The organism is Arthrobacter globiformis (assembly GCF_003261175.1).
Lineage (GTDB): Bacteria > Actinomycetota > Actinomycetes > Actinomycetales > Micrococcaceae > Arthrobacter > Arthrobacter globiformis_A.
Genome location: NZ_QLNP01000047.1, coordinates 19,407 through 36,995 on the forward strand (window position 1 = coordinate 19,407; position 17,589 = coordinate 36,995).

Consider the following 17,589-nt stretch of genomic DNA (forward strand, 5'->3'; position numbering starts at 1 on the left):
GCTCATGTGCTGCTGGCCGCGCCTTCCTGCTGCGCAGCGGGATCCCTCCCGCATGCTGGGCACTGAATGCATCATAAAGGGAACCGCTGAAAATAATCTGTCATGCGGATTCAGACTCCGCTTACTCGTCCGGATTTCCGACGGGCTCAATCACCGGGTGCAGCCTCTCCGCCTCCTGCCAGAACTCATTGACGCGCGCATTCCAAACGTCCGGGATCTCCTGGAAGGGCTGGTGGGATTCCTCCGGCATCACCTCGAACTGTGCACCCGGTATGCGTTGGGCTACCGCCTCGCCCAGCTCCGGCCGGCTCATGGGATCCACTCCGCCGGCCAGGACAAGGGTGGGCGCTTTAATCTGCCCCAGCCGGCCTGCCGTCTCGTGGACCACGAACGCGTCCAGAAACTTCAGGAAATCCCCGGTGGACTGCTGGTACGGGAATGCCAGGACGTCGTCGATGATCTGGCTGACCATACCGCTGTTGTGTGCCCGCGGCGTATAGACCAGCAGGAAGAAGAACTCCAGGAATGCGCGTTCGTCGGGTGCCAGCGCGGCCTGCCAGTGGATGGACCGGCAGAGCGACTTCATGTACTGGTCCATTCCGGGCCAGGTGCTCTGCAGCACCAGGCTGCGCACCAGCTCCGGGTGCCGCAGAGCAAGCTCCTGGCTGATGATGCTGCCGCCGGAGATCTCAGCAACATGCGCTGCCGAGATGCCGAGACCCCGCAGCACCGCAGCCGCGTCGTCCGCCATCGCCTCGACCGTCGGCTGCCCTTCCGGCATGGCCGTGCGCCCCGCACCCCGGTTATCGAACGCCGTCAGCCGGTAGCGGTCCGCCAGCCCGTCCAGCTGGAACTGCCAGGACTCCACGGTGTCCCCCAGCCCGCCGATCAGCAGGACATCCGGGCCCTCGCCCACCTGTTCGGTCCAGATCTCCAGCTCCCCGGCTTTCACATACCGCCCCATTCCGGCCCTCCTGTCGCGTTTGGCCCCAATCCACCCGTAATCTACTCTCCTGCGGGTGGGGCGCCTAGGGCGATTTTTCCGGGCCGGCGCCCGCTCGCTGCCCTCCCGGCGGGCACCCGCTGGCCGTTGTCCGGTGCTGCGGGCGACTCTATACTGTGGACACCGCGAGCTGGTCCAGTGCCTTTGGCGGCCGAACTGTATTCCCGGGCGGTGACACTTAGGGACCCGCTGCGTACCGGGACGGGTATCGCCCTGCAGCGCCGACCCCGGCGGGAACAATTCCACTATTGGATCAGGGGTACCACCCCCCCATGGCACGGAAGCAGCAGACCGATGAGCACCATGCACCAGGCGGAGCAGAACGGCGAAACGGACGGCGCCCTGCAGGAGTTGCGCAGGCATCTGGCGGGGCAGGTGATTGAACCGCAGGATCCGCTGTACGACGAGGCCCGGGCGGTCTGGAACGGCATGATCGACGTGCGTCCCCGGGCCGTCGTCCGGGCGGGAGCCGTCGGAGACATCGATCCCGCCCTGCACACCGCCCGCAGCACCGGCCTGCCGCTTGCTGTTCGCGGGGGCGGGCACAACATTGCCGGGCACGGCACTGTCGACGGCGGCCTGGTGCTGGAACTGGGCCAGTTGCGCAACGTGGAGGTCGACGTCGAACGCCGGCTCGTGACCGTGGAGCCCGGGGCGACCCTGGCAGACGTGGACCGTGCCACCGCCGCGCACGGACTGGCCGTGCCGCTGGGGGTTATCAGCGCCACCGGGGTTTCGGGACTGACCCTCGGCGGTGGGGTGGGCTGGCTGACCCGGTCCAACGGGCTGAGCCTCGACAACCTGGACAGCGCCGACGTCGTTACCGCCACTGGAGAGCACCTGCACGCCAGCGAACAGCAGAACCCCGAGCTGTTCTGGGGGCTGCGCGGCGGGGGCGGCAACTTTGGGGTGGTCTCATCCTTCACCTTCCGCGCCCGGCCGCTTCCGGCTGCCGTGTTGGGCGGAAACTTCTTCTACCGCCCCACCCGCTGGAAGAGCGCGCTGAGCGCCTTCGACCGGTGGACTCAGGATCTGCCCGAGGAGATGAACCCGATCGTCTCCTTCCTGGTGCTCCCGCCCGACTTCGAGATGGGCGAGGAGCCGTGGATGATCATCGGCTTCGCTTGGACTTCGGAGAACCACCAGCCCGGGCTCGAGCTGATTGGGCAGCTGCGCGAAGCCGCGCCCCCGGACGCGGAGGAAGTGGGTCCCACCGCCTGGCTGGAGTGGCAGACTGCCATGGACAGCCTCTTCCCCAAGGGCTCCCGCGGGTACTGGAAGAACGTGTCGTTCTCCCGGATGGACGATGTGGCCATCGACGTTCTAACCGGTTTCGCCTCAGAGGTGACATGGTCCGGGACCGGGATCGATATCCACCACATGCAGGGGGCCTTCGGACGGGTGCCGAAGGACGCTACTGCGTTTCCCAACCGCTCGGCGAAGTACTGGCTAAACATCTACGGCTTCTGGCACGACCCTGCGGAGGACGCGCGGCTGAGCGCGTTCGCCCGAAAGGCCTATGCCCTCATGCAGCCGTTCAGCGAGCACGGCCAGTACGTCAACTTCCTCGGCGCGGAAATCGGGCAGGACCCCGTCGAGGCCGCGCGCCAGGCCTACGGGCCGGACACATACGAGCGGCTGGTGGACCTGAAGAACCGCTTCGACCCCCACAATCTTTTCCGCCTCAACCACAACATCGTGCCCACCCCGGCCGCAGAGACCTAAGCCGGGCGGTCGGGACCTTGTTCATGACCCCCCAAATTAGGTGGAGCCGCACGTCAGAAGGCATCTGGGCCTAAGAAAATCCCAACGTCCCCTTAGCAAAGTGAGCGCGGGGGCTCACTTACACATGATTTTTCATTGCCCCCGTCAGCAATCTGCCAACAGGGGGGCACAGACATGCGAGTTCAGCATCAAGATAAAGTCATGCGGTCTAAAAACCGCACAGTGCGGCGCCGCAGCGCACTGGGGATGGCAGTCGTGGGCGCCGTCATGCTGTCAGGGCTAAGCGTCCTGCCGCCGGCCGTCGCGGCACTGCCGGCCGGAGGTTCGGGACTGTCGCACGCGGCGATGGCGGGCATTCTGCCGGCTGCCCTATCCGGGGGTCCCGCTAGTGTGGGCCCGCTCGACCCGACCAACGGCTATCCGTACTGGTACGCCGACGGCGGAGATGAAGCCAAGGGGCTGGACCCCGTTCGGTTGGAACTGTGTCTTGACGCCCAGGACTGCCCGGTTATCGGCATCGACTACGATCCGACCCAGCCGCTGGCAATTCCCGGGAACTTCCCGGAAGAATCCTTCTGGTGGTCTGCCGAATCGTCGCTGACAATGCCAGGCGGCGCATCAGCACGCCTGATCATGGCGCAGGAAGCGGCTTTCGCCGGCCTTGGGTCCGTGGCACAGGGCCAGCAGAACGGGTTTGCCCGGCTACGGCTACGGCTCGACAACGGCGTGCCGGGCCAGCAGTACACGTTCACCCACCCGTACGGGGTGGAAGTCCTGACCGCAGACGACAGAGGCCGGATCCGCTTCACCGAAGACATCGGCTGCATGCAGCAACCGTGCACCTGGAACGAGCCGTCGAACGGACGCCTCGGCCCCTACCTGCGCTGGGACCCGGCCGTGGCACCGGCCGCGCCGGAAGGCTTCATCGGCGACCCGAACATCGAACACGCGGTGGTGGGCAGCCCTAAAGGCACGGACTACTTCCAGGTGTCGGGCCCGAACGGGGCCGGGAACGCCGCGAGCGCACGGACGGACCTGTTTGCCGTGCAGGGCAAAATCGCCACCCTGAAAGCAGGGGTAGACAAGCCCGGGGGCGTCTATAACTCCAAGCAGACGGTCAGGATCCAGGCTTCCCTGCCCGACAAGGCGAAGATCATCTACACGACGGACGGCACCGATCCTGGCTTCAACGAAGACGGCACCGTCAAAGGTACGGAATTCGTTCCTGCGCCGGGCGACATGGCCGCGGCAGTCGCCGTCGAGCTGGCCACACCGGGCCTGACAACCCTGAAGTACATGGCAGTGGACCTCGAGAACAAAGAGAAGGCCACCGCCGTCTACACCGAAGAGTACGAACTCGACGCTACCCGGCCCTGGCTCGAGGCCAGTCCGGACGCCGCCACAGGTCCCCTTGCCGGACGGCAGAGCGTAACCTTCACGGGGACCACGAACAACCCGTCCGTCGCGCCGGACATCTACTACACGACGGACGGTACGGCCCCGGGCCTGACGGAGGAAGGCGAACCTGCCGGCTCCACCCGCGAGTACACCGGTCCGGTCCCTCTGGCCATGTCGACCACCATCCGGGCAGTCGCCGTCGACCCTGCCACCGGCACCGCGGGCGAGGTACGTTCGTTCCCGTTCAAGGTCCGCAACCTCTCCGAGGTCGGCCCGCTTGGCGAGCACGGATTCCCCCTGTGGCTGAAGGACAACGGCTGGGAAGGCCAGGACCCGATCCAGCTGGACCTATGCCTGGATGACCCGCTGTGCCCGGTGGTCGATGTCCTGCCCGACCCGGCGCAGCCGACATCCTGGCCTGACAACTTCCCGGGAGAGGCGTTCTGGTTCGCGTCCGACGCGGAAGTAACGGTGGGCACCGAGGTCATCCGGCTGACTCTGGCCTCGGAGGCGGCCTTCGGGGCGGACGCCGTTCAGGACAAAGCGCAGGTCGGCTTCGGCCGGGTACGGGTCACCGGTGACGCGGTCTTTGAACCCGGCGCCACCTATCGGTTCACGCACCCCTACGGCATCCTGGAACTGACCGCGGACATCGACGGAAACATCAACTACACGGAAGACCTGGGCGCCCTGAACTCCACCGGCGACTTCTCCGGGATGCTGGAGACCAAGATCGGGCCGTTCCTCCGTTGGACCGAAGGTGCGCCCGAAGGCTACCTGGGCGACGGCACCACGCCGCACGCCGTGACCGGCAGCCCTTACGACACCGATTTCTTCAAGATCGAGAAGATTGTCTCGGCCGGGGGCGACATCCTGGCCGACCCGGAGCTCCTCGGCGAGACCGACCAGTTTGTGGTCCAGGGCCGCAAGACCGGCGCCGCCCCGCCGGAGCCCACCCCCACGGCAAGCACGGCCGGCGGCGTCTTCGCCACCGACCAGCTCGTGGCACTGACGGCCACTCGGGCGAACGCGCAGATCTTCTTCACCACCGACGGCACGGACCCGACGACGGCCAGCACGCTGTACACGGGACCGATTCCCATCACCACCGAGGGCGTCACCACGCTGAAGTTCATCGCGGTGGCCTTTGGAATCGCCTCCGAAGTGAAGACGGAAACATTCACCGTGGACAAGACAGCACCGGTCCTCACCGCCAATGTGGGTAGCCAGGTCCCCACGGGCACCGCCGTCACACTCTCGGCCAACGAGGACGCGTCCATCTTCTTCACGCTGGACGGCAGCGAGCCCACAGCCGACAGCACCCGCTACTCGGCACCGGTGCAGCTCGCGGCTGGCCAGACCCTGCGGGCCCTGGCGATCGATGCCGCCGGCAACGCCAGCAGCATCGGCCGCTGGACCGCTGCCGCCGGAACCGGTGGCGGGGCCCCGGTTCCGCCGCCCGCAGAACCTGCAACGAAGGGCTCCACCGGCCGGGATTTCAACGGCGACTCCAAGGCCGATCTCATCTCGACGGACACGTCCGGCAGGCTGTGGCTCTACCCTGGCGACGGCAGAGGTGGCTTTGCGCCGAGGAAACAGGCCGGGGCGGGCTGGAACATCATGACCAGCGTGGTCAGCGCCGGCGACACCAACAGCGATGGCAAGGCTGACCTAGTGGCCCGCGATGCGGCCGGCAGACTGTGGCACTACCCAGGCTCCGGCACCGGCGGGTTCACATCGAGAAAACAGGTCGGGCTGGGCTGGAATGTCATGACCAGCATTGTTGCCCCCGGTGACTTCAGCGGCGACGGCAAGGCCGACCTCGTAGCCCGCGACAAGGCCGGCGACTTCTGGCTCTACGCCGGCGACGGCCGTGGCAACTATGCCCCCAAAAAGCAGATCGGCAGGGGCTGGAACATCATGACCACGATTGTCGGTGCCGGCGACACCACCAGCGACGGTAAGGCTGATCTGGTGGCCCGCGATTCGACCGGCAAGCTGTGGCTGTACCCTGGCGACGGCCGAGGCGGCTTTGCGCCGAGGAAACAGGTCGGATCGGGCTGGAACATCATGACCCTGGTGATGGGACCCGGCGACTTCAGCGGCGACGGCACGAACGACCTGGTTGCGCGCGACAAGGCCGGCATCCTGTGGATCTACGCGGGCAAGGGTGACGGGCACGTGATGCCGATGAAGCAAATTGGCCGGGGCTGGAACATTATGAAGAACATCTTCTGATCCCTACCTGACCACCCGGATCCGAACAAGCACAGCGGCCCCCTGCCGGCTATCCGGCAGGGGGCCGCTGGTCAGCCAGGCGTCCCGGGCTGGTGGCGTAACCCAGAATGTGGGCCACCGGAGGGGTCAGCGACTGGACGGCGAAGCCAAACCGCCGGTTCTCCCGGATGGTGAATCCGGCGGTTGTGATGGCGCCGAGGGTGTCCCGGTTAGGGTGGCACCCTCCGGCCAGGCGCTGCCATGCCGGCGTCAGCAGATCTTCGACGGCAGCCAGGACAGGGCGGTCCGAGCGGACGTGTTCGTAGTAGGCCAGGGTCCCGCCGGGGCGCAGGACGCGCCGGATTTCCGCGAGGACGGCCGCCTGGTCCGCGACGCTGCACAGCACAAGGCTTGCGACGACGGCATCCGCACTGCCGTCGTCGGCCGGGATCCGCTCCGCTGCAGCCGCTCTCACCGTCACTTTGACGGGGGCATCGGCGGCGCGGTTCAGGGCGAGGCTGCGAAGGTAGTCGTCGGGCTCCAGCGCCAGAACGTGTGTGACCGCCGGCGGGTAGAGGGCAAAGGCGGATCCGTCCCCCGCACCGATCTCGATCACCGTCCCGTGTAGGCCGGCCAGCATCCGGCGACGGTGTTCGGTGGCCCCGCGGCGGTTCATCCGTTCGACGGCGCGCGCGTAGGCGCGGGCGAACCGCGGATGCTGCAGGTGCTTCAGCGCACCGCCGCCGGTCAGGTCCGCGTTGTCCATTCCGTTGACTCCTCATAGCGCTGTCTCTGAGCTTCGAGCTTTTCCGCGTCATACGACCTGAGGCCGTGCTTCACCCCCAGGCGGATGATCCAGTACAGCGCCGTTGCGATGAGCAGCGCCGGCACCGTGAACATCAGCACGGCTGCAACTATTCCAAGCATGTTTCCCCCTGTGAGCATTTGGTGCTTGGCACAGCTTCTCACGGACGGCAGGCGCTCCGCGTCCAAAAGGAAGCCGGCGGGTTTGGACTCGGCGCCGTTCCTATTAAAGCCGGACAGCGAACGTGAGAGCGTATGAACAAGGGGTTTCGGTATCCCATCGCAAAGGGGCACAGGTGACGGACGGCGGCCGCGAACAGATCATCAGCGACTACAGACGCGCCTGCGCGACACTGGGCGACACCCTCGCCGCCGCCCGCGACGAGGATCTGCGGCGGCGAAGCTGGGGAACCCGCTGGACCAACGAAGAACTCCTGTTCCACATGGTCTTCGGCTACATGGTGGTCCAGGCCCTCCTCCCCCTGGTGAAAACCTTCGGCCACCTGCCTCCCACACTCGGCAAGGTGTTCGCCCGTCTCCTGAACGCCGGCACACGGCCCTTTGACGTGGTCAACTACTGGGGATCACGCGCGGCATCCCTGGTCTACAACCGCAACCGCATGCTGCGAAAACTCGAGCGCGTCACCGACGCCCTCGCCCGCCGCCTCGCACGCGAATCCGAAAAAGCCCTCGCCTTAGGCATGGCCTTCCCCACTCGCTGGGACCCCTTCTTCGCCCCGATCATGACACTCGCAGATGTCTACGCATACCCCACACTGCACTTCGACTTCCATGCCAAACAGCTGAGCCTACCTCTCGCTGAGGAGCAGCCGCCCCCGAACAACGACTGAAACGAGGTGATCTGGACCCCGGCGCTTCAGCGCTCCGCTTCCGGCCGGTCCCCTGCAATGTTCGCGCGGTTCACACCTATGCGGAGCATCGCTTCCATCTCGTCGATGAGCCCGTCCACTCCGGGGGAAGCGGCGATTGCCGCCCCGATCCGCTGGCTTCCCGCGCGGTACCGGCCGTCGCCCAGAACCTTCCGCACGGCGTCGCGGATGGCGTCCGGCTTGGGCCTGCCGGTCTTGAGGTTAGTCCCGACGCCGGCCCAGGCCACCCGGGCGGCTCCCTCCGGCTTGTCCTCGGTGTCCCCGGCCACCACGATGGGCACGCCGTTTTCCATGGCGTAATGCAGGCCGCCGTAGCCGCCGTTCGTGACGTAGACGTCCACCTTCGGCAGGAGCTCCGCGTCAGGGAGGAACTCGGCAGCGCGGGCATTGGCCGGGAGCGGCGGAAGCGCGTCGAGCGGGCGGCGGCCGGTGCTGACGACGACGGTGACGTCCTCCCCGGCCAGCCCCTCGAGCGTGGGACCCACCAGGGCCGTGAAGTCCTCGTTGGAGACGGTCCCCTGTGTCACATAGACCACCGGGCGGGAGCCGTCCAGATCGCCCCACCACTCCGGCTTCGGCGTCACGGACGCAGAGGCGGCGTGGCGGGACATCGGCCCGAAGAAACGCAGGTTGCCCGGCGCGTCAGAGCGCGGGTACTCGAACTCCTCCACTGTGAACTGGGCGATGAGTTCCGTGCGGCGCGCCCAGTCCAGGATGAACAGCCCGTCCAGCCCCACTCCCACCAGCTCGCGGGTCAGGGCATCCACCTGCCGCTGGCTGTCCTTCAGCACCACATTGGAAACCAGCCAGTTCATCGCCTGGTTCCTCAGGCGTGCGCCCGGCCCCTTGCCGGGCGCCAGGCCGGAGCCGTAGGGGGCACAATCCCGGCTGGACAGCGTCAGCGGCAGGATGCCGCAGGCGATGATAGGAGGCCGCTCGTTGCGCGGAAGCCTGGACAGTGTGGCGGCACCTACGAAGGTGACCTCCGCCAGGACCGCGTCCGTCGGCTCGGCAGCGACCGCCGCCGCCAGCGGCAGATACTGGCCGCGGGCAGGCTCGATCACCAATCCGCGGATGCCCTCGCGGATCGCCTGGACGCCGGTGGCCGCGCTGGATTCGGTCGCATGTTCGGCACCCGGCCCCAGCAGGAGGAACTCGGCCCCGATGGCCTCTACTGCGTCCTGGTAGGCGGGGCCGGTCAGAAACCGCACCCTGTGGCCGCGGTCAATCAGGCGGCGCGCGACCCCGAGCATGGGCGAAACGTGACCGTCGTGGGGGCCGCTGCAAACGATGACTGATGACATGGCTGGAGCCTATGGCCTGCGGCGCCCGGAAAATAGCCCTTTGCCATAGATTGGAGCCCGTGAACATCAGCTGGGGATGGACAGCAGTAATGGCGGCAGCAGGGCTTGGGCTGGCCGGGTGCGCGCCCGCACCCAAGGCCGAGGAGCCGCCGGCACCGGCAGCAGCGGAATGCAAGGTGGCCCGCGGAACTGAGCTGGCGCCGTCGTCGGGCATTCTGTCCGGGGTGAACCTGGACTGGGAGCAGGAAACCCTGCAGCAATACAGCGACGGCCTGGGCCGGCGGCCCGCCGTGGTGGTCAGCTTCACGCAGTTCCCCTTCACGGCCGCCGACGAGACGAACCTCGAGGCGGCCTACGGGCAGGTCCGGTCCAACGGCGGGATCCTGCTGCTGACATTGGAGCCGCGGAAGGGCCTGGCCGCCGTGACGCAGGCGGTGGCCGACAAGCTGTCCGGCAGCCTGGACCGCTTCAACAAAGCCGGGGTTCCGGTGATCGTCAGGTTCGCCCATGAAATGAACGGCTCCTGGTACGAATGGGGCCAGCAGCCGGCCGAGTACAAGGCCGCCTTCCGTCGGGTGGCGGACTCCGTCCACCGGCTCGCACCCGGCAGCGCCACCATGTGGGCGCCGAACTACGGCGGCGGCTACCCGTTCACGGGCGGCGCGCACCAGGCGGTGAAGGGAACGGCGGCGTCCGCGGCACTGGACACGGACAGGAACGATGAGGTGACCGGGGCGGACGACCCCTACGCGCCCTACTACCCGGGCGACGACGCCGTGGACTGGGTGGGGATGTCGCTGTACCACTGGGGCAACACCTACCCGTGGGGCGCCAACGTGGTCCCCGAGCCCGGCAAGTTTCTGCAGCAGCTGACCGGAACGTACAACGGCGACGGCGGCAACGACCTCGCCGTCCCCGACTTCTACGCCGAGTATGGCAAGAGCCGCGGCAAGCCGGTTGCCATCCCGGAGACCGCCGCGCTGAGCATCCCCGGCCGCAGCGGCGCCAAGGAGCTGGCCATCAAGCAGGCCTGGTGGCGGCAGCTCTTCGACGCGCGCATCCCGAAGGACTACCCGCAGCTGAAGATGATCAACTGGTTCGAATGGAACAAGAGCGAGGTGGAGGTCAAGGCCGCGGTGGACTGGCGCTCCGCCGGAACCCCCGCCATCGCCACGGCCTACACCGCCGAACTGCCCGACTGGTTCCAGTTCGCTGCAGAACCGAAGGACTGCACACCGGCGCCGTGACGTTCACGCGCGGCCGTACCTTCCCCCGGGTGGTACCTTAAGTCACCGCCTCATTTGGGCGGTTCATCAACTGTTTGGCGCCTGCCGCGCACTCCGACGTGCGCTGCCGGCCGTCCGTGCATGAGGAAGCTGGGGCTTGAATGCGCATTTGGAAGAAACTACGCGCCCGTGGCGGTGCCGCCGCCGTGCTGGCCGTTGCCGCGGTGCTGGCCCTGACCACGGCCGTCCCGGCCGGCGCGGTCACGGGCGACTATACCAAGGACACCGAGCACCCCTTCGTGGGGCTGGTGGTTTTCTACGGACCCACTGGCGAGTTCCACCACAGGTGCTCGGGCTCGCTGCTGACGCCCACCGTGTTCCTGACCGCAGGCCACTGCACCGCCGTCGGTTCCTCGGCTCGGGTCTACTTCCAGCAGGACGCCGGCGCGGATTGGAGCCCTGATACCGGAACGGATCCGGACACCGGCTACCCGGGCCCCTGCGCCGAGGGAACGCTGGGAACGCAGTGCGCGGAGTCGAGCAAACTGTACAACTACGGCTACACCAGCATGGCCGAGGTCCCGGAGACGAAGGACGTCGGCCTGGTGATCCTGGAGCAGCCCATCCTGCTCGAGGAGTACGCACGCCTCGCGGCACCGGGGACCCTGGACGCCCTGGCCAGCAGGCGCGGACAGCAAGAAACAACCTTCACCGTGAGCGGCTACGGAATCTCGGAGGTCAACCCGGTTTCCGACACGTCATTCCGGGAACGGCTCATGGCCGAGTCCAAGCTGACGAACCTCACCAGTGCGAGCGCCGACGGCTACAACATCCAGACCAACGGCAACGGCAAGGGCATGGGCGGCACGTGCACCGCCGACTCCGGCGGGCCGCTGTTCTATGGCGGGATAACGTCCAACCTCATCACCGGCATCACCTCGTTCAACCACAACCGGTACTGCAAGGGAACGAACTTCTCGTACCGCACGGACCGGCAGGATGTGATCGACTGGATCACCAAGACCGCCGGGATCCCGGCCGCGGATATCGTCGTGAAGGCGCCGTAGGCCGGCCCCTGGTGCCCATCAAATTACACTCTTGGCATACGGGTTACCATAGGGTAACTTAGCCGAGGGCGGCCTCCGATTCCCCAGGTTGGTAGCCGCCCACGGACAAGCCCCGCACCGTCTCTTGATCAATGGTGCGGGGCTTTTTCGCGCTGAGCGGGCGCTAGGCCAGAAGCTCAGCCACAGCCTTCACTGCCACCGTCCGCAGTGCGTACACGGGGCCGAACACCGGCCGCTTCGGCAGCAGGGGCTCTGGCGCCGGATGGTCGTGGACACCCGGCAGGGGAATGCGGGGCGGGGTGATGCGCTGCCACGCCCACGGCAGGAAGTAGGTGCGGGCCCAGGCCAGGTCCCCGGCCCTGGCATCGCGCCAGTTGCTGTGCGGCAGGGCCTTTGGCTCCAGCGGCTGCAGCGAATGCTGCACCTGCAGAGTGTCCAGCACCTGCATGGCGATGGTGTGGTGGCCCAGCGGCGAGAAGTGCAGCCGGTCCGGATCCCACATCCGCGGATCCCTGAGCCCGGGCAGCGTCCACAGGTCCACCAGCAGACAGTCATGCGCCGCAGCGACAATCCGGATGTTCTCGTTGAAGATGGCTATCCGCGAGCGGCTCCGCCCCAGGATGGGCGTGCGCCGCCAGTCCGGTCCGGCGAACAGCATGATGGTGGCGCCGGTGCCACTTAGCCGTTCCACTCCGGCCTCCAGCTTGGCCGCCAGCTTGTCCGGGTCGGTCCGGTGGAACACCATGTCGTTCCCGCCGGCCGACAGCGTGATCAGATCAGGCTTCAGCTCCATTGCCGGATCGGTCTGCTGGTCAAGGATCTGGTCCAGCAGCAGGCCACGGATGGCCAGATTGGCGTAGGCAAAGTCTTTCCGCTCCGCGCTGAGCTCCTCTGCCACCCGGTCCGCCCAGCCCCGGAGCCCTCCGGCGCAGCGTTCCTCGGGGTCGCCGACGCCCTCGGTAAACGAATCTCCGATTGCCACATACCGGCTCCAGGGGTGTGGGGCCGTTGCGTCCGCAGCGAAGTTCCGGGGTCCAAAGTGGCCGATGTTTTTCATCGCCTCGTCCTCTCCCTTACGCCCCTGGCGCGGTACGCCTGTGGCGTTATCCAAGCAACGTTCGAACCCTGCGCGAAATTCCTGAAAAGTTCCTCCTTTCGTGAAAAATTTCCGCCCGGCCTAGGAATTGGCAACCGGCTCGCCGCAAGCCAAACCGGGTTGGCACAACCCGTAGGCCATAGGCTCCCCCGGTGTTAGATTCAAGGTGCTTGCGCCCCTCTGACCTGCAAGGAGTCTCCAAAATGCTCATCGGCGGCCTTCCGGCTCACATTCTTCTGGTCCACGGCGTCGTCGTATTCGGGCCGCTCGCCGGCCTGGCCGCCGTCGTCTATGGACTGGCCGGCCGGACCCGCCGATATCTCGCCTGGCCGCTGGGCGTGCTGGCACTGATCCTTGCCCCGATGGCGCTCATCACCGCGCAGGCCGGAGAGCAGCTGCAGGCGACCCGGGGTGCCACCGACGCCATCCAGGCCCACGCCCGGCAGGGCGACATCCTGAAGATCGCCGCCGTCGTCTTCTTCGTTGTTGTGGTGCTGCTGCTCGCCGCGACGTTCGCGCCGCTGGCCGAGCGGATCCCGGCGCTGGTTTCACTGCAGCGCTCCCGTCCGGCCCGCATCGCGGCCCTTACCCTGGGCGTGCTCGCCGGCCTCTTCGTCATTTACCAGAGCGTCATCACCGGTCATTCCGGCTCGTTCTCCGTGTGGGGCGGGTAGTTCCGGGGTCGCCTTACGCGGTGCTCTGGCCGCGTTCGGCAGGAATCCCGGACTTATCCAGCGACCGTCCAGCGGGTCCCCCAAGCTGGCCCCAGCTTTCCCCAAGGCTCGCGGGACAGAGTTGCCTCACTCGCACAGGCCGGCTATCACGGGCAACTGATGGCAGGTTTAGGCGCCGGGCTCGCAATGTCCCCCATGCATTCCGGGCCCGGCGGAAAGGTCCACCGTCGGGCTCAGCCTTTCGTGAGGCCAGTTACCCAACCCTGCCCAGCGACACCGTCAGGTCCGTCCGCGCCGCCGAGTGGTCCCTGTTCTGCGCCACCATCACGATTGCGTACAGGCCCTTGCGCAACTGCCCGCTGCCGGTCCGGGTAAAGCCGTTCGACTCATAGAACACCCCGGCCGCCGCGAGTACCTGATCCGCGCCGCCGGGAACCGTCAGCAGCGCGGTCCACGCTCCGTCGGAGCCGCCTGAGCCCTGCAGCTGGCCGGGCGGAACAGGAATGTCAGCCGGCCAGCCGGCGGGTAAGGACGGAACGGTGCCGGCACCCTCTCCGCCTTCACCGCCACCGTCTGAACCCCGACGTCGGCCGCCGGCCTGAGCAGGCGCCGTGCCCGCCGTCGTACTCCCGTTGACGGAGGACGACGGCGGGACGGGAGCTGAACGCTGCTCCGCTACCTGCGGCGTCGTTACCTGCGGCGCCGGGCTGCAGCCGCCGAGCGCGGCAGCGGCGAGGACCGTCAAAGCGAGTCCCCGCCACAGAACCAAAGAGCGGTTCACGGGAGCCGGCCGCCAGCCACGGTAAGGGTCACCACGGCGACGGTGCCAGGGCCGCCGCGTTGCCCGTGCCCTCGCCGTTAACCAGGAACGGCAGGTGCCAGAGGTCGTTCGGCACGATCGGATCGCCCGGCATCACGTTCTCCGGAAAGATGTACTCGAACACCGGGGCAATGTACTGCCCCGGCTGGAGCCCGTTGGCCCGGGTGGGCGCGTTCTTGAAGCACATGTCCAGCGCGGCCTGGTTGATGGTGGTGGTGGTGACGTTCACCGGCGTGGGCAGGCACAGGCTGCGCACGCCCACCCGGACGGTCCGGTCCGGCTGGCTCAACAGCCCGTTGGGCGCCTTCGTGGCACGAAGCCGGGCCCGCTGCGGCTGGGCCCCGGTGTTCTGCGTGGTGATCCCGCCGGTGGGGCCGCTGATGGGAACGCCGTTCTCGCCGGTCATCTCAAACGGCGTGATCCAGCGGTTGCGCACCGAGCCGTCGGGGTTGCGGTCCTCGTAGTAGATGTCAACGGCGGTCTTGACGTCCGTGGTCTCGGCCTCGAGGAACATCCGGTCCTGGGTTTCCTGGGCTGCGCCGTTGGCCGCCGTCGCCAGCGGATCCGCGGTGCCGACGCCGAACTCGCCGATGGCCAGGTAGCTGGGCTGGGTGCCGGGCTGGGTGTAAATGCCCAGGTTGGCCTCCACGGTGTGTGCCGAGATGTAGTCCTCGGTGCCGTGGACGAGCGTACCCGAGTAATCCACGGTGTCCCCCACCTCGAACGGCGCCTGCTGCGACGCGTCCGGGCCCGTCGTCGGAAGTCCGGTGAAGCCCGGCATCACATACTGCGAGCAGTACTTCTGGCCGGCCGCCGGGGCGCTGAGTTCGCCGCTGGCCGGCAGGGCAACGCCGGCGATGCTGAAGTTGCGGCAGCCGGGGGCGAGCGGCCGGTTCTTCTGCGGGCAGAGCGGATCGTCCTTCACGTGGGGATCCGTCCGCGGGACACACATGGGGTAGCCGGTGCCGGCGTGGATTGTTGGATTGTCCTGGTCCACGCTGAAGCGGTTGTCGGGCGACTGTCCGTTGCTGAACCGGCCGGTGTCCGCGCCTGCGCTGTCGTGCAGGCCGGCGATCTTGGGGTCGTTCAGCTGCACGGTGACGGTGCCGCCGGCCGCGTTGGCGATTTTCAGCGCGCCGTTGGCGTAGTCAATCCCGGTGATTTCACCGCGGCCGGTGTTGGCCGACTGCTGGGAGACGAAGGCCAGGCCGGCGATGTGCTTCGTTCCGACGGTGTTGCCCACGGCCCTCAGTTCCAGGCCGTCGGTGCCCAGCGGCGCGCTGCCGCCGGTGCCGCGGACGAAGTCGGCCCAGCTCAGCGTGTTGGCCGGCATCTGGACGATGAGGTTGCAGGGGATGGTGACGACGACGCCGTTAATGGTGACGGCGCCGCCGAAATCAGCCGGGTCCGCCGTGGGGCAGGCAGCGCCGTCCACGGTGGCGTTGCGGGCAAGGCCGGTGTCGTCGAAGCCGTGCAGCTGCGCCGCGGGGACAGAGAAGGCCGGGGTGGCCAGCGTGGGAACCACCCACGGGGAGACGATTCCCTTGGGCGGCTTGGCTGTCCCGCCACCGCCGCCCTTGGCCAGGGCTGTGCCCACACCGCCGGTGGCGATCAGGCCGGCGGCGGCGCAGAGAATAGTAACTTTTCGAAGCGTGGTGGGCCGAACGTTGGTGGTCCTCATGGCTGGTCCTTTCGGAGGTGCCGTTGTTCCTGGACGGAACTGTTCCAGGGCGGGACAGTTCGTGTGCGGGACGTGCAGGAACGGGTTCCTGCGCTCATGAGGGGCGTCGCAATGCGGTGATGACATGCTCTGGTGCGTGGCCCGCCCGTGGTGCGGGCCGACGTCGGACGTTGTTTTTGCCGGGGCAGCAAAGGCAACATTTGGTTGCCGAGGCCAACCATCTTCCCCGGCGGTTGGGAAAAACCTGTGCCACTGCTTGGTTCTTCCCCCCGGCTGGGTGGTGGTCCCCCACCGGCCTGAGGCCCCCAAGAAATTCCCAACACAGCCGCTCTAGGTTTCTGCCATTCGGGCCGGCCGTTGCGGCGGGCAACTAATTCAGGGGAGGAACGCCATGGACAACCATGGACTATTTGAGGTGCGGCCACGGTCTCAAGCGGCGCCGCCGGCATGGGTCATCGGCACCATTCTGCTGGGCATTCTGGCCGCGCTGGCACCGCTGCTGTTTTCATCGGGTCCGGCCACCGCGAAGGTGAGCGCCGCCGTCACCTACGTGCCGCAGACCCGCACGTACTACATCGCGGCGAACGAGGTTGAGTGGAACTACGCTCCCTCGGGCAAGAACCAGATCACCGGCGAAGCCTTCGACGAGGACGCCTCAGTGTTCACCAAACAGGGGCCGGACCGGATCGGCAGCACGTACATCAAGTCCCTCTACCAGGCCTACACCGACGCCACGTTCAAGACCCTCAAGAAGCGGACGCCCGCCGAGGAGCACCTGGGCTACCAGGGCCCGGTGATCCGCGGCGTCGTCGGGGACACCATCAAGGTGATCTTCAAAAACAACCTGGACCGGCCGGCGTCGGTCCACGTCCACGGCGTGTTTTACGACAAGAGCAGCGAGGGCGCCCCCTACGCGGACGGCACGTCCGGCGCTGCAAAGAACGACGACGGCGTGGCCCCCGGTGCCACGTACACCTACAGCTACGAGGTGCCCGAGCGCGCCGGCCCCGGACCCATGGACGGCAGCTCCGTGATGTGGATGTACCACTCCCACACCGACGAGGTGGCCGACGACTACTCGGGACTCGTGGGCCCCATGGTGATCACCAAGGCCAGCGCGGCCCGCGCGGACGGCACCCCGAACGACGTCGACCGCGAGTTCTTCCTGCAGTTCAAGGTCAGCGATGAGAACGCCAGCCCGTACCTGGAGCGCAACATCGCCAAGTTCACCGGCAAGCCTTCCACCGTGAATACCGACGATGAGGACTTCGGCGAGAGCAACCTCATGCACTCCATCAACGGCTACGTCTACGGCAACGAACCGGTGGAAGCCCTGACCATGAAGAAGGGCGAGCGGGTGCGCTGGTACCTGATGGGCATGGGCACTGAGGTGGACCTGCACACGCCGCACTGGCACGGCAACACAGTGACGGCACTCGGCATGCGCACGGACGTGGTCAACCTCCTGCCGGCCAGCATGGTGGTGGCAGACATGGTCCCGGATGACGTGGGAACCTGGCTGTTCCACTGCCACGTCAACGACCACATCAGCGCCGGCATGATCACCCGCTACCGGGTCCTCAACGCCGACGGCACCGAAGGCGGGGTGACCCAAGCGGCTCCTGACCACGCCGCGACCCACTAGCCTCCCCTCCCTCTAGGCCCAACTGACTGGCAGTTGTTG

14 protein-coding genes are annotated in these 17,589 nt (G+C 67.2%); 7 read left to right on the plus strand and 7 right to left on the minus strand.

Annotated features, from left to right (window positions below):
- Positions 1–121: 121 nt before the first annotated feature.
- The gene (locus tag DBZ45_RS03885) at positions 122–964 is read right to left on the minus strand and encodes an alpha/beta fold hydrolase (RefSeq protein ID WP_111902645.1); all 843 of its coding nucleotides are present in this window, start codon (positions 962–964) and stop codon (positions 122–124) included.
- A gap of 342 nt (positions 965–1,306) precedes the next feature.
- Between DBZ45_RS03885 and DBZ45_RS03890 the strand changes: the two genes are divergently transcribed.
- Both DBZ45_RS03890 and DBZ45_RS03895 read left to right on the plus strand, forming a co-directional pair.
- Entirely contained in the window at positions 1,307–2,728 is a 1,422-nt protein-coding gene (locus DBZ45_RS03890; RefSeq protein ID WP_440130497.1) for an FAD-binding oxidoreductase, read from the plus strand.
- 201 nt (positions 2,729–2,929) lie between these two features.
- Entirely contained in the window at positions 2,930–6,364 is a 3,435-nt protein-coding gene (locus DBZ45_RS03895; protein ID WP_190242994.1) for a chitobiase/beta-hexosaminidase C-terminal domain-containing protein, read from the plus strand.
- 49 nt (positions 6,365–6,413) lie between these two features.
- Here the strand turns inward: DBZ45_RS03895 and DBZ45_RS03900 are convergent, their stop codons facing one another.
- Together DBZ45_RS03900 and DBZ45_RS03905 are read right to left on the minus strand one after the other, a co-directional pair.
- Positions 6,414–7,109, minus strand: coding sequence for a class I SAM-dependent methyltransferase (locus DBZ45_RS03900; RefSeq protein WP_111902648.1), 696 nt, complete (start codon positions 7,107–7,109; stop codon positions 6,414–6,416).
- Positions 7,091–7,270, minus strand: a complete 180-nt coding sequence (locus tag DBZ45_RS03905) for a hypothetical protein (protein WP_146617441.1) — start codon at positions 7,268–7,270, stop codon at positions 7,091–7,093. Before DBZ45_RS03905 ends, DBZ45_RS03900 begins: the two co-directional genes overlap by 19 nt.
- A gap of 173 nt (positions 7,271–7,443) precedes the next feature.
- On the opposite strand from DBZ45_RS03905, the gene DBZ45_RS03910 reads away from it, so the two are divergent.
- Positions 7,444–7,998: a DinB family protein gene (locus tag DBZ45_RS03910; protein WP_223256907.1), complete on the plus strand. Its 555-nt coding sequence runs from the start codon at positions 7,444–7,446 to the stop codon at positions 7,996–7,998.
- A gap of 26 nt (positions 7,999–8,024) precedes the next feature.
- Here the strand turns inward: DBZ45_RS03910 and DBZ45_RS03915 are convergent, their stop codons facing one another.
- Positions 8,025–9,341: a glycosyltransferase gene (locus DBZ45_RS03915; protein WP_111902650.1), complete on the minus strand. Its 1,317-nt coding sequence runs from the start codon at positions 9,339–9,341 to the stop codon at positions 8,025–8,027.
- Between the two features lie 59 nt (positions 9,342–9,400).
- Here DBZ45_RS03915 and DBZ45_RS03920 point away from each other — a divergent pair, with 59 nt between their 5' ends.
- Positions 9,401–10,588 carry a glycoside hydrolase family 26 protein gene (locus DBZ45_RS03920; protein ID WP_223256908.1) on the plus strand — a complete coding sequence of 396 codons (1,188 nt, stop codon included), beginning with the start codon at positions 9,401–9,403 and terminating at the stop codon, positions 10,586–10,588.
- Between the two features lie 140 nt (positions 10,589–10,728).
- Positions 10,729–11,634, plus strand: a complete 906-nt coding sequence (locus DBZ45_RS03925; protein WP_111902651.1) for a trypsin-like serine protease — start codon at positions 10,729–10,731, stop codon at positions 11,632–11,634.
- A 163-nt stretch (positions 11,635–11,797) separates the two neighbouring features.
- Here the strand turns inward: DBZ45_RS03925 and DBZ45_RS03930 are convergent, their stop codons facing one another.
- Entirely contained in the window at positions 11,798–12,616 is an 819-nt protein-coding gene (locus DBZ45_RS03930; protein ID WP_317616943.1) for an SGNH/GDSL hydrolase family protein, read from the minus strand.
- Positions 12,617–12,933: 317 nt separating this feature from the next.
- Here DBZ45_RS03930 and DBZ45_RS03935 point away from each other — a divergent pair, with 317 nt between their 5' ends.
- A complete protein-coding gene (locus tag DBZ45_RS03935) occupies positions 12,934–13,404 on the plus strand; it encodes a hypothetical protein (protein ID WP_111902652.1) in 471 nt (156 codons plus the stop codon).
- A 253-nt stretch (positions 13,405–13,657) separates the two neighbouring features.
- On the opposite strand, the gene DBZ45_RS03940 is transcribed toward DBZ45_RS03935, so the two are convergent.
- Positions 13,658–14,185, minus strand: a complete 528-nt coding sequence (locus DBZ45_RS03940) for a hypothetical protein (RefSeq protein WP_146617442.1) — start codon at positions 14,183–14,185, stop codon at positions 13,658–13,660.
- 28 nt (positions 14,186–14,213) lie between these two features.
- A complete protein-coding gene (locus DBZ45_RS03945; protein ID WP_111902654.1) occupies positions 14,214–15,905 on the minus strand; it encodes a hypothetical protein in 1,692 nt (563 codons plus the stop codon).
- Between the two features lie 391 nt (positions 15,906–16,296).
- Here DBZ45_RS03945 and DBZ45_RS03950 point away from each other — a divergent pair, with 391 nt between their 5' ends.
- A complete protein-coding gene (locus tag DBZ45_RS03950; RefSeq protein ID WP_111902655.1) occupies positions 16,297–17,550 on the plus strand; it encodes a multicopper oxidase domain-containing protein in 1,254 nt (417 codons plus the stop codon).
- The last annotated feature ends 39 nt before the right edge of the window (positions 17,551–17,589 follow it).

Coding starts and splice junctions, on each gene's coding strand:
- DBZ45_RS03885 (WP_111902645.1), bottom strand. CDS start 964: ATGGGGCGGTATGTGAAAGCCGGGGAGCTGGAGATCTGGACCGAACAG.
- DBZ45_RS03890 (WP_440130497.1), top strand. CDS start 1,307: ATGCACCAGGCGGAGCAGAACGGCGAAACGGACGGCGCCCTGCAGGAG.
- DBZ45_RS03895 (WP_190242994.1), top strand. CDS start 2,930: ATGCGGTCTAAAAACCGCACAGTGCGGCGCCGCAGCGCACTGGGGATG.
- DBZ45_RS03900 (WP_111902648.1), bottom strand. CDS start 7,109: ATGGACAACGCGGACCTGACCGGCGGCGGTGCGCTGAAGCACCTGCAG.
- DBZ45_RS03905 (WP_146617441.1), bottom strand. CDS start 7,270: ATGCTTGGAATAGTTGCAGCCGTGCTGATGTTCACGGTGCCGGCGCTG.
- DBZ45_RS03915 (WP_111902650.1), bottom strand. CDS start 9,341: ATGTCATCAGTCATCGTTTGCAGCGGCCCCCACGACGGTCACGTTTCG.
- DBZ45_RS03925 (WP_111902651.1), top strand. CDS start 10,729: ATGCGCATTTGGAAGAAACTACGCGCCCGTGGCGGTGCCGCCGCCGTG.
- DBZ45_RS03935 (WP_111902652.1), top strand. CDS start 12,934: ATGCTCATCGGCGGCCTTCCGGCTCACATTCTTCTGGTCCACGGCGTC.
- DBZ45_RS03945 (WP_111902654.1), bottom strand. CDS start 15,905: ATGAGGACCACCAACGTTCGGCCCACCACGCTTCGAAAAGTTACTATT.
- DBZ45_RS03950 (WP_111902655.1), top strand. CDS start 16,297: ATGGACAACCATGGACTATTTGAGGTGCGGCCACGGTCTCAAGCGGCG.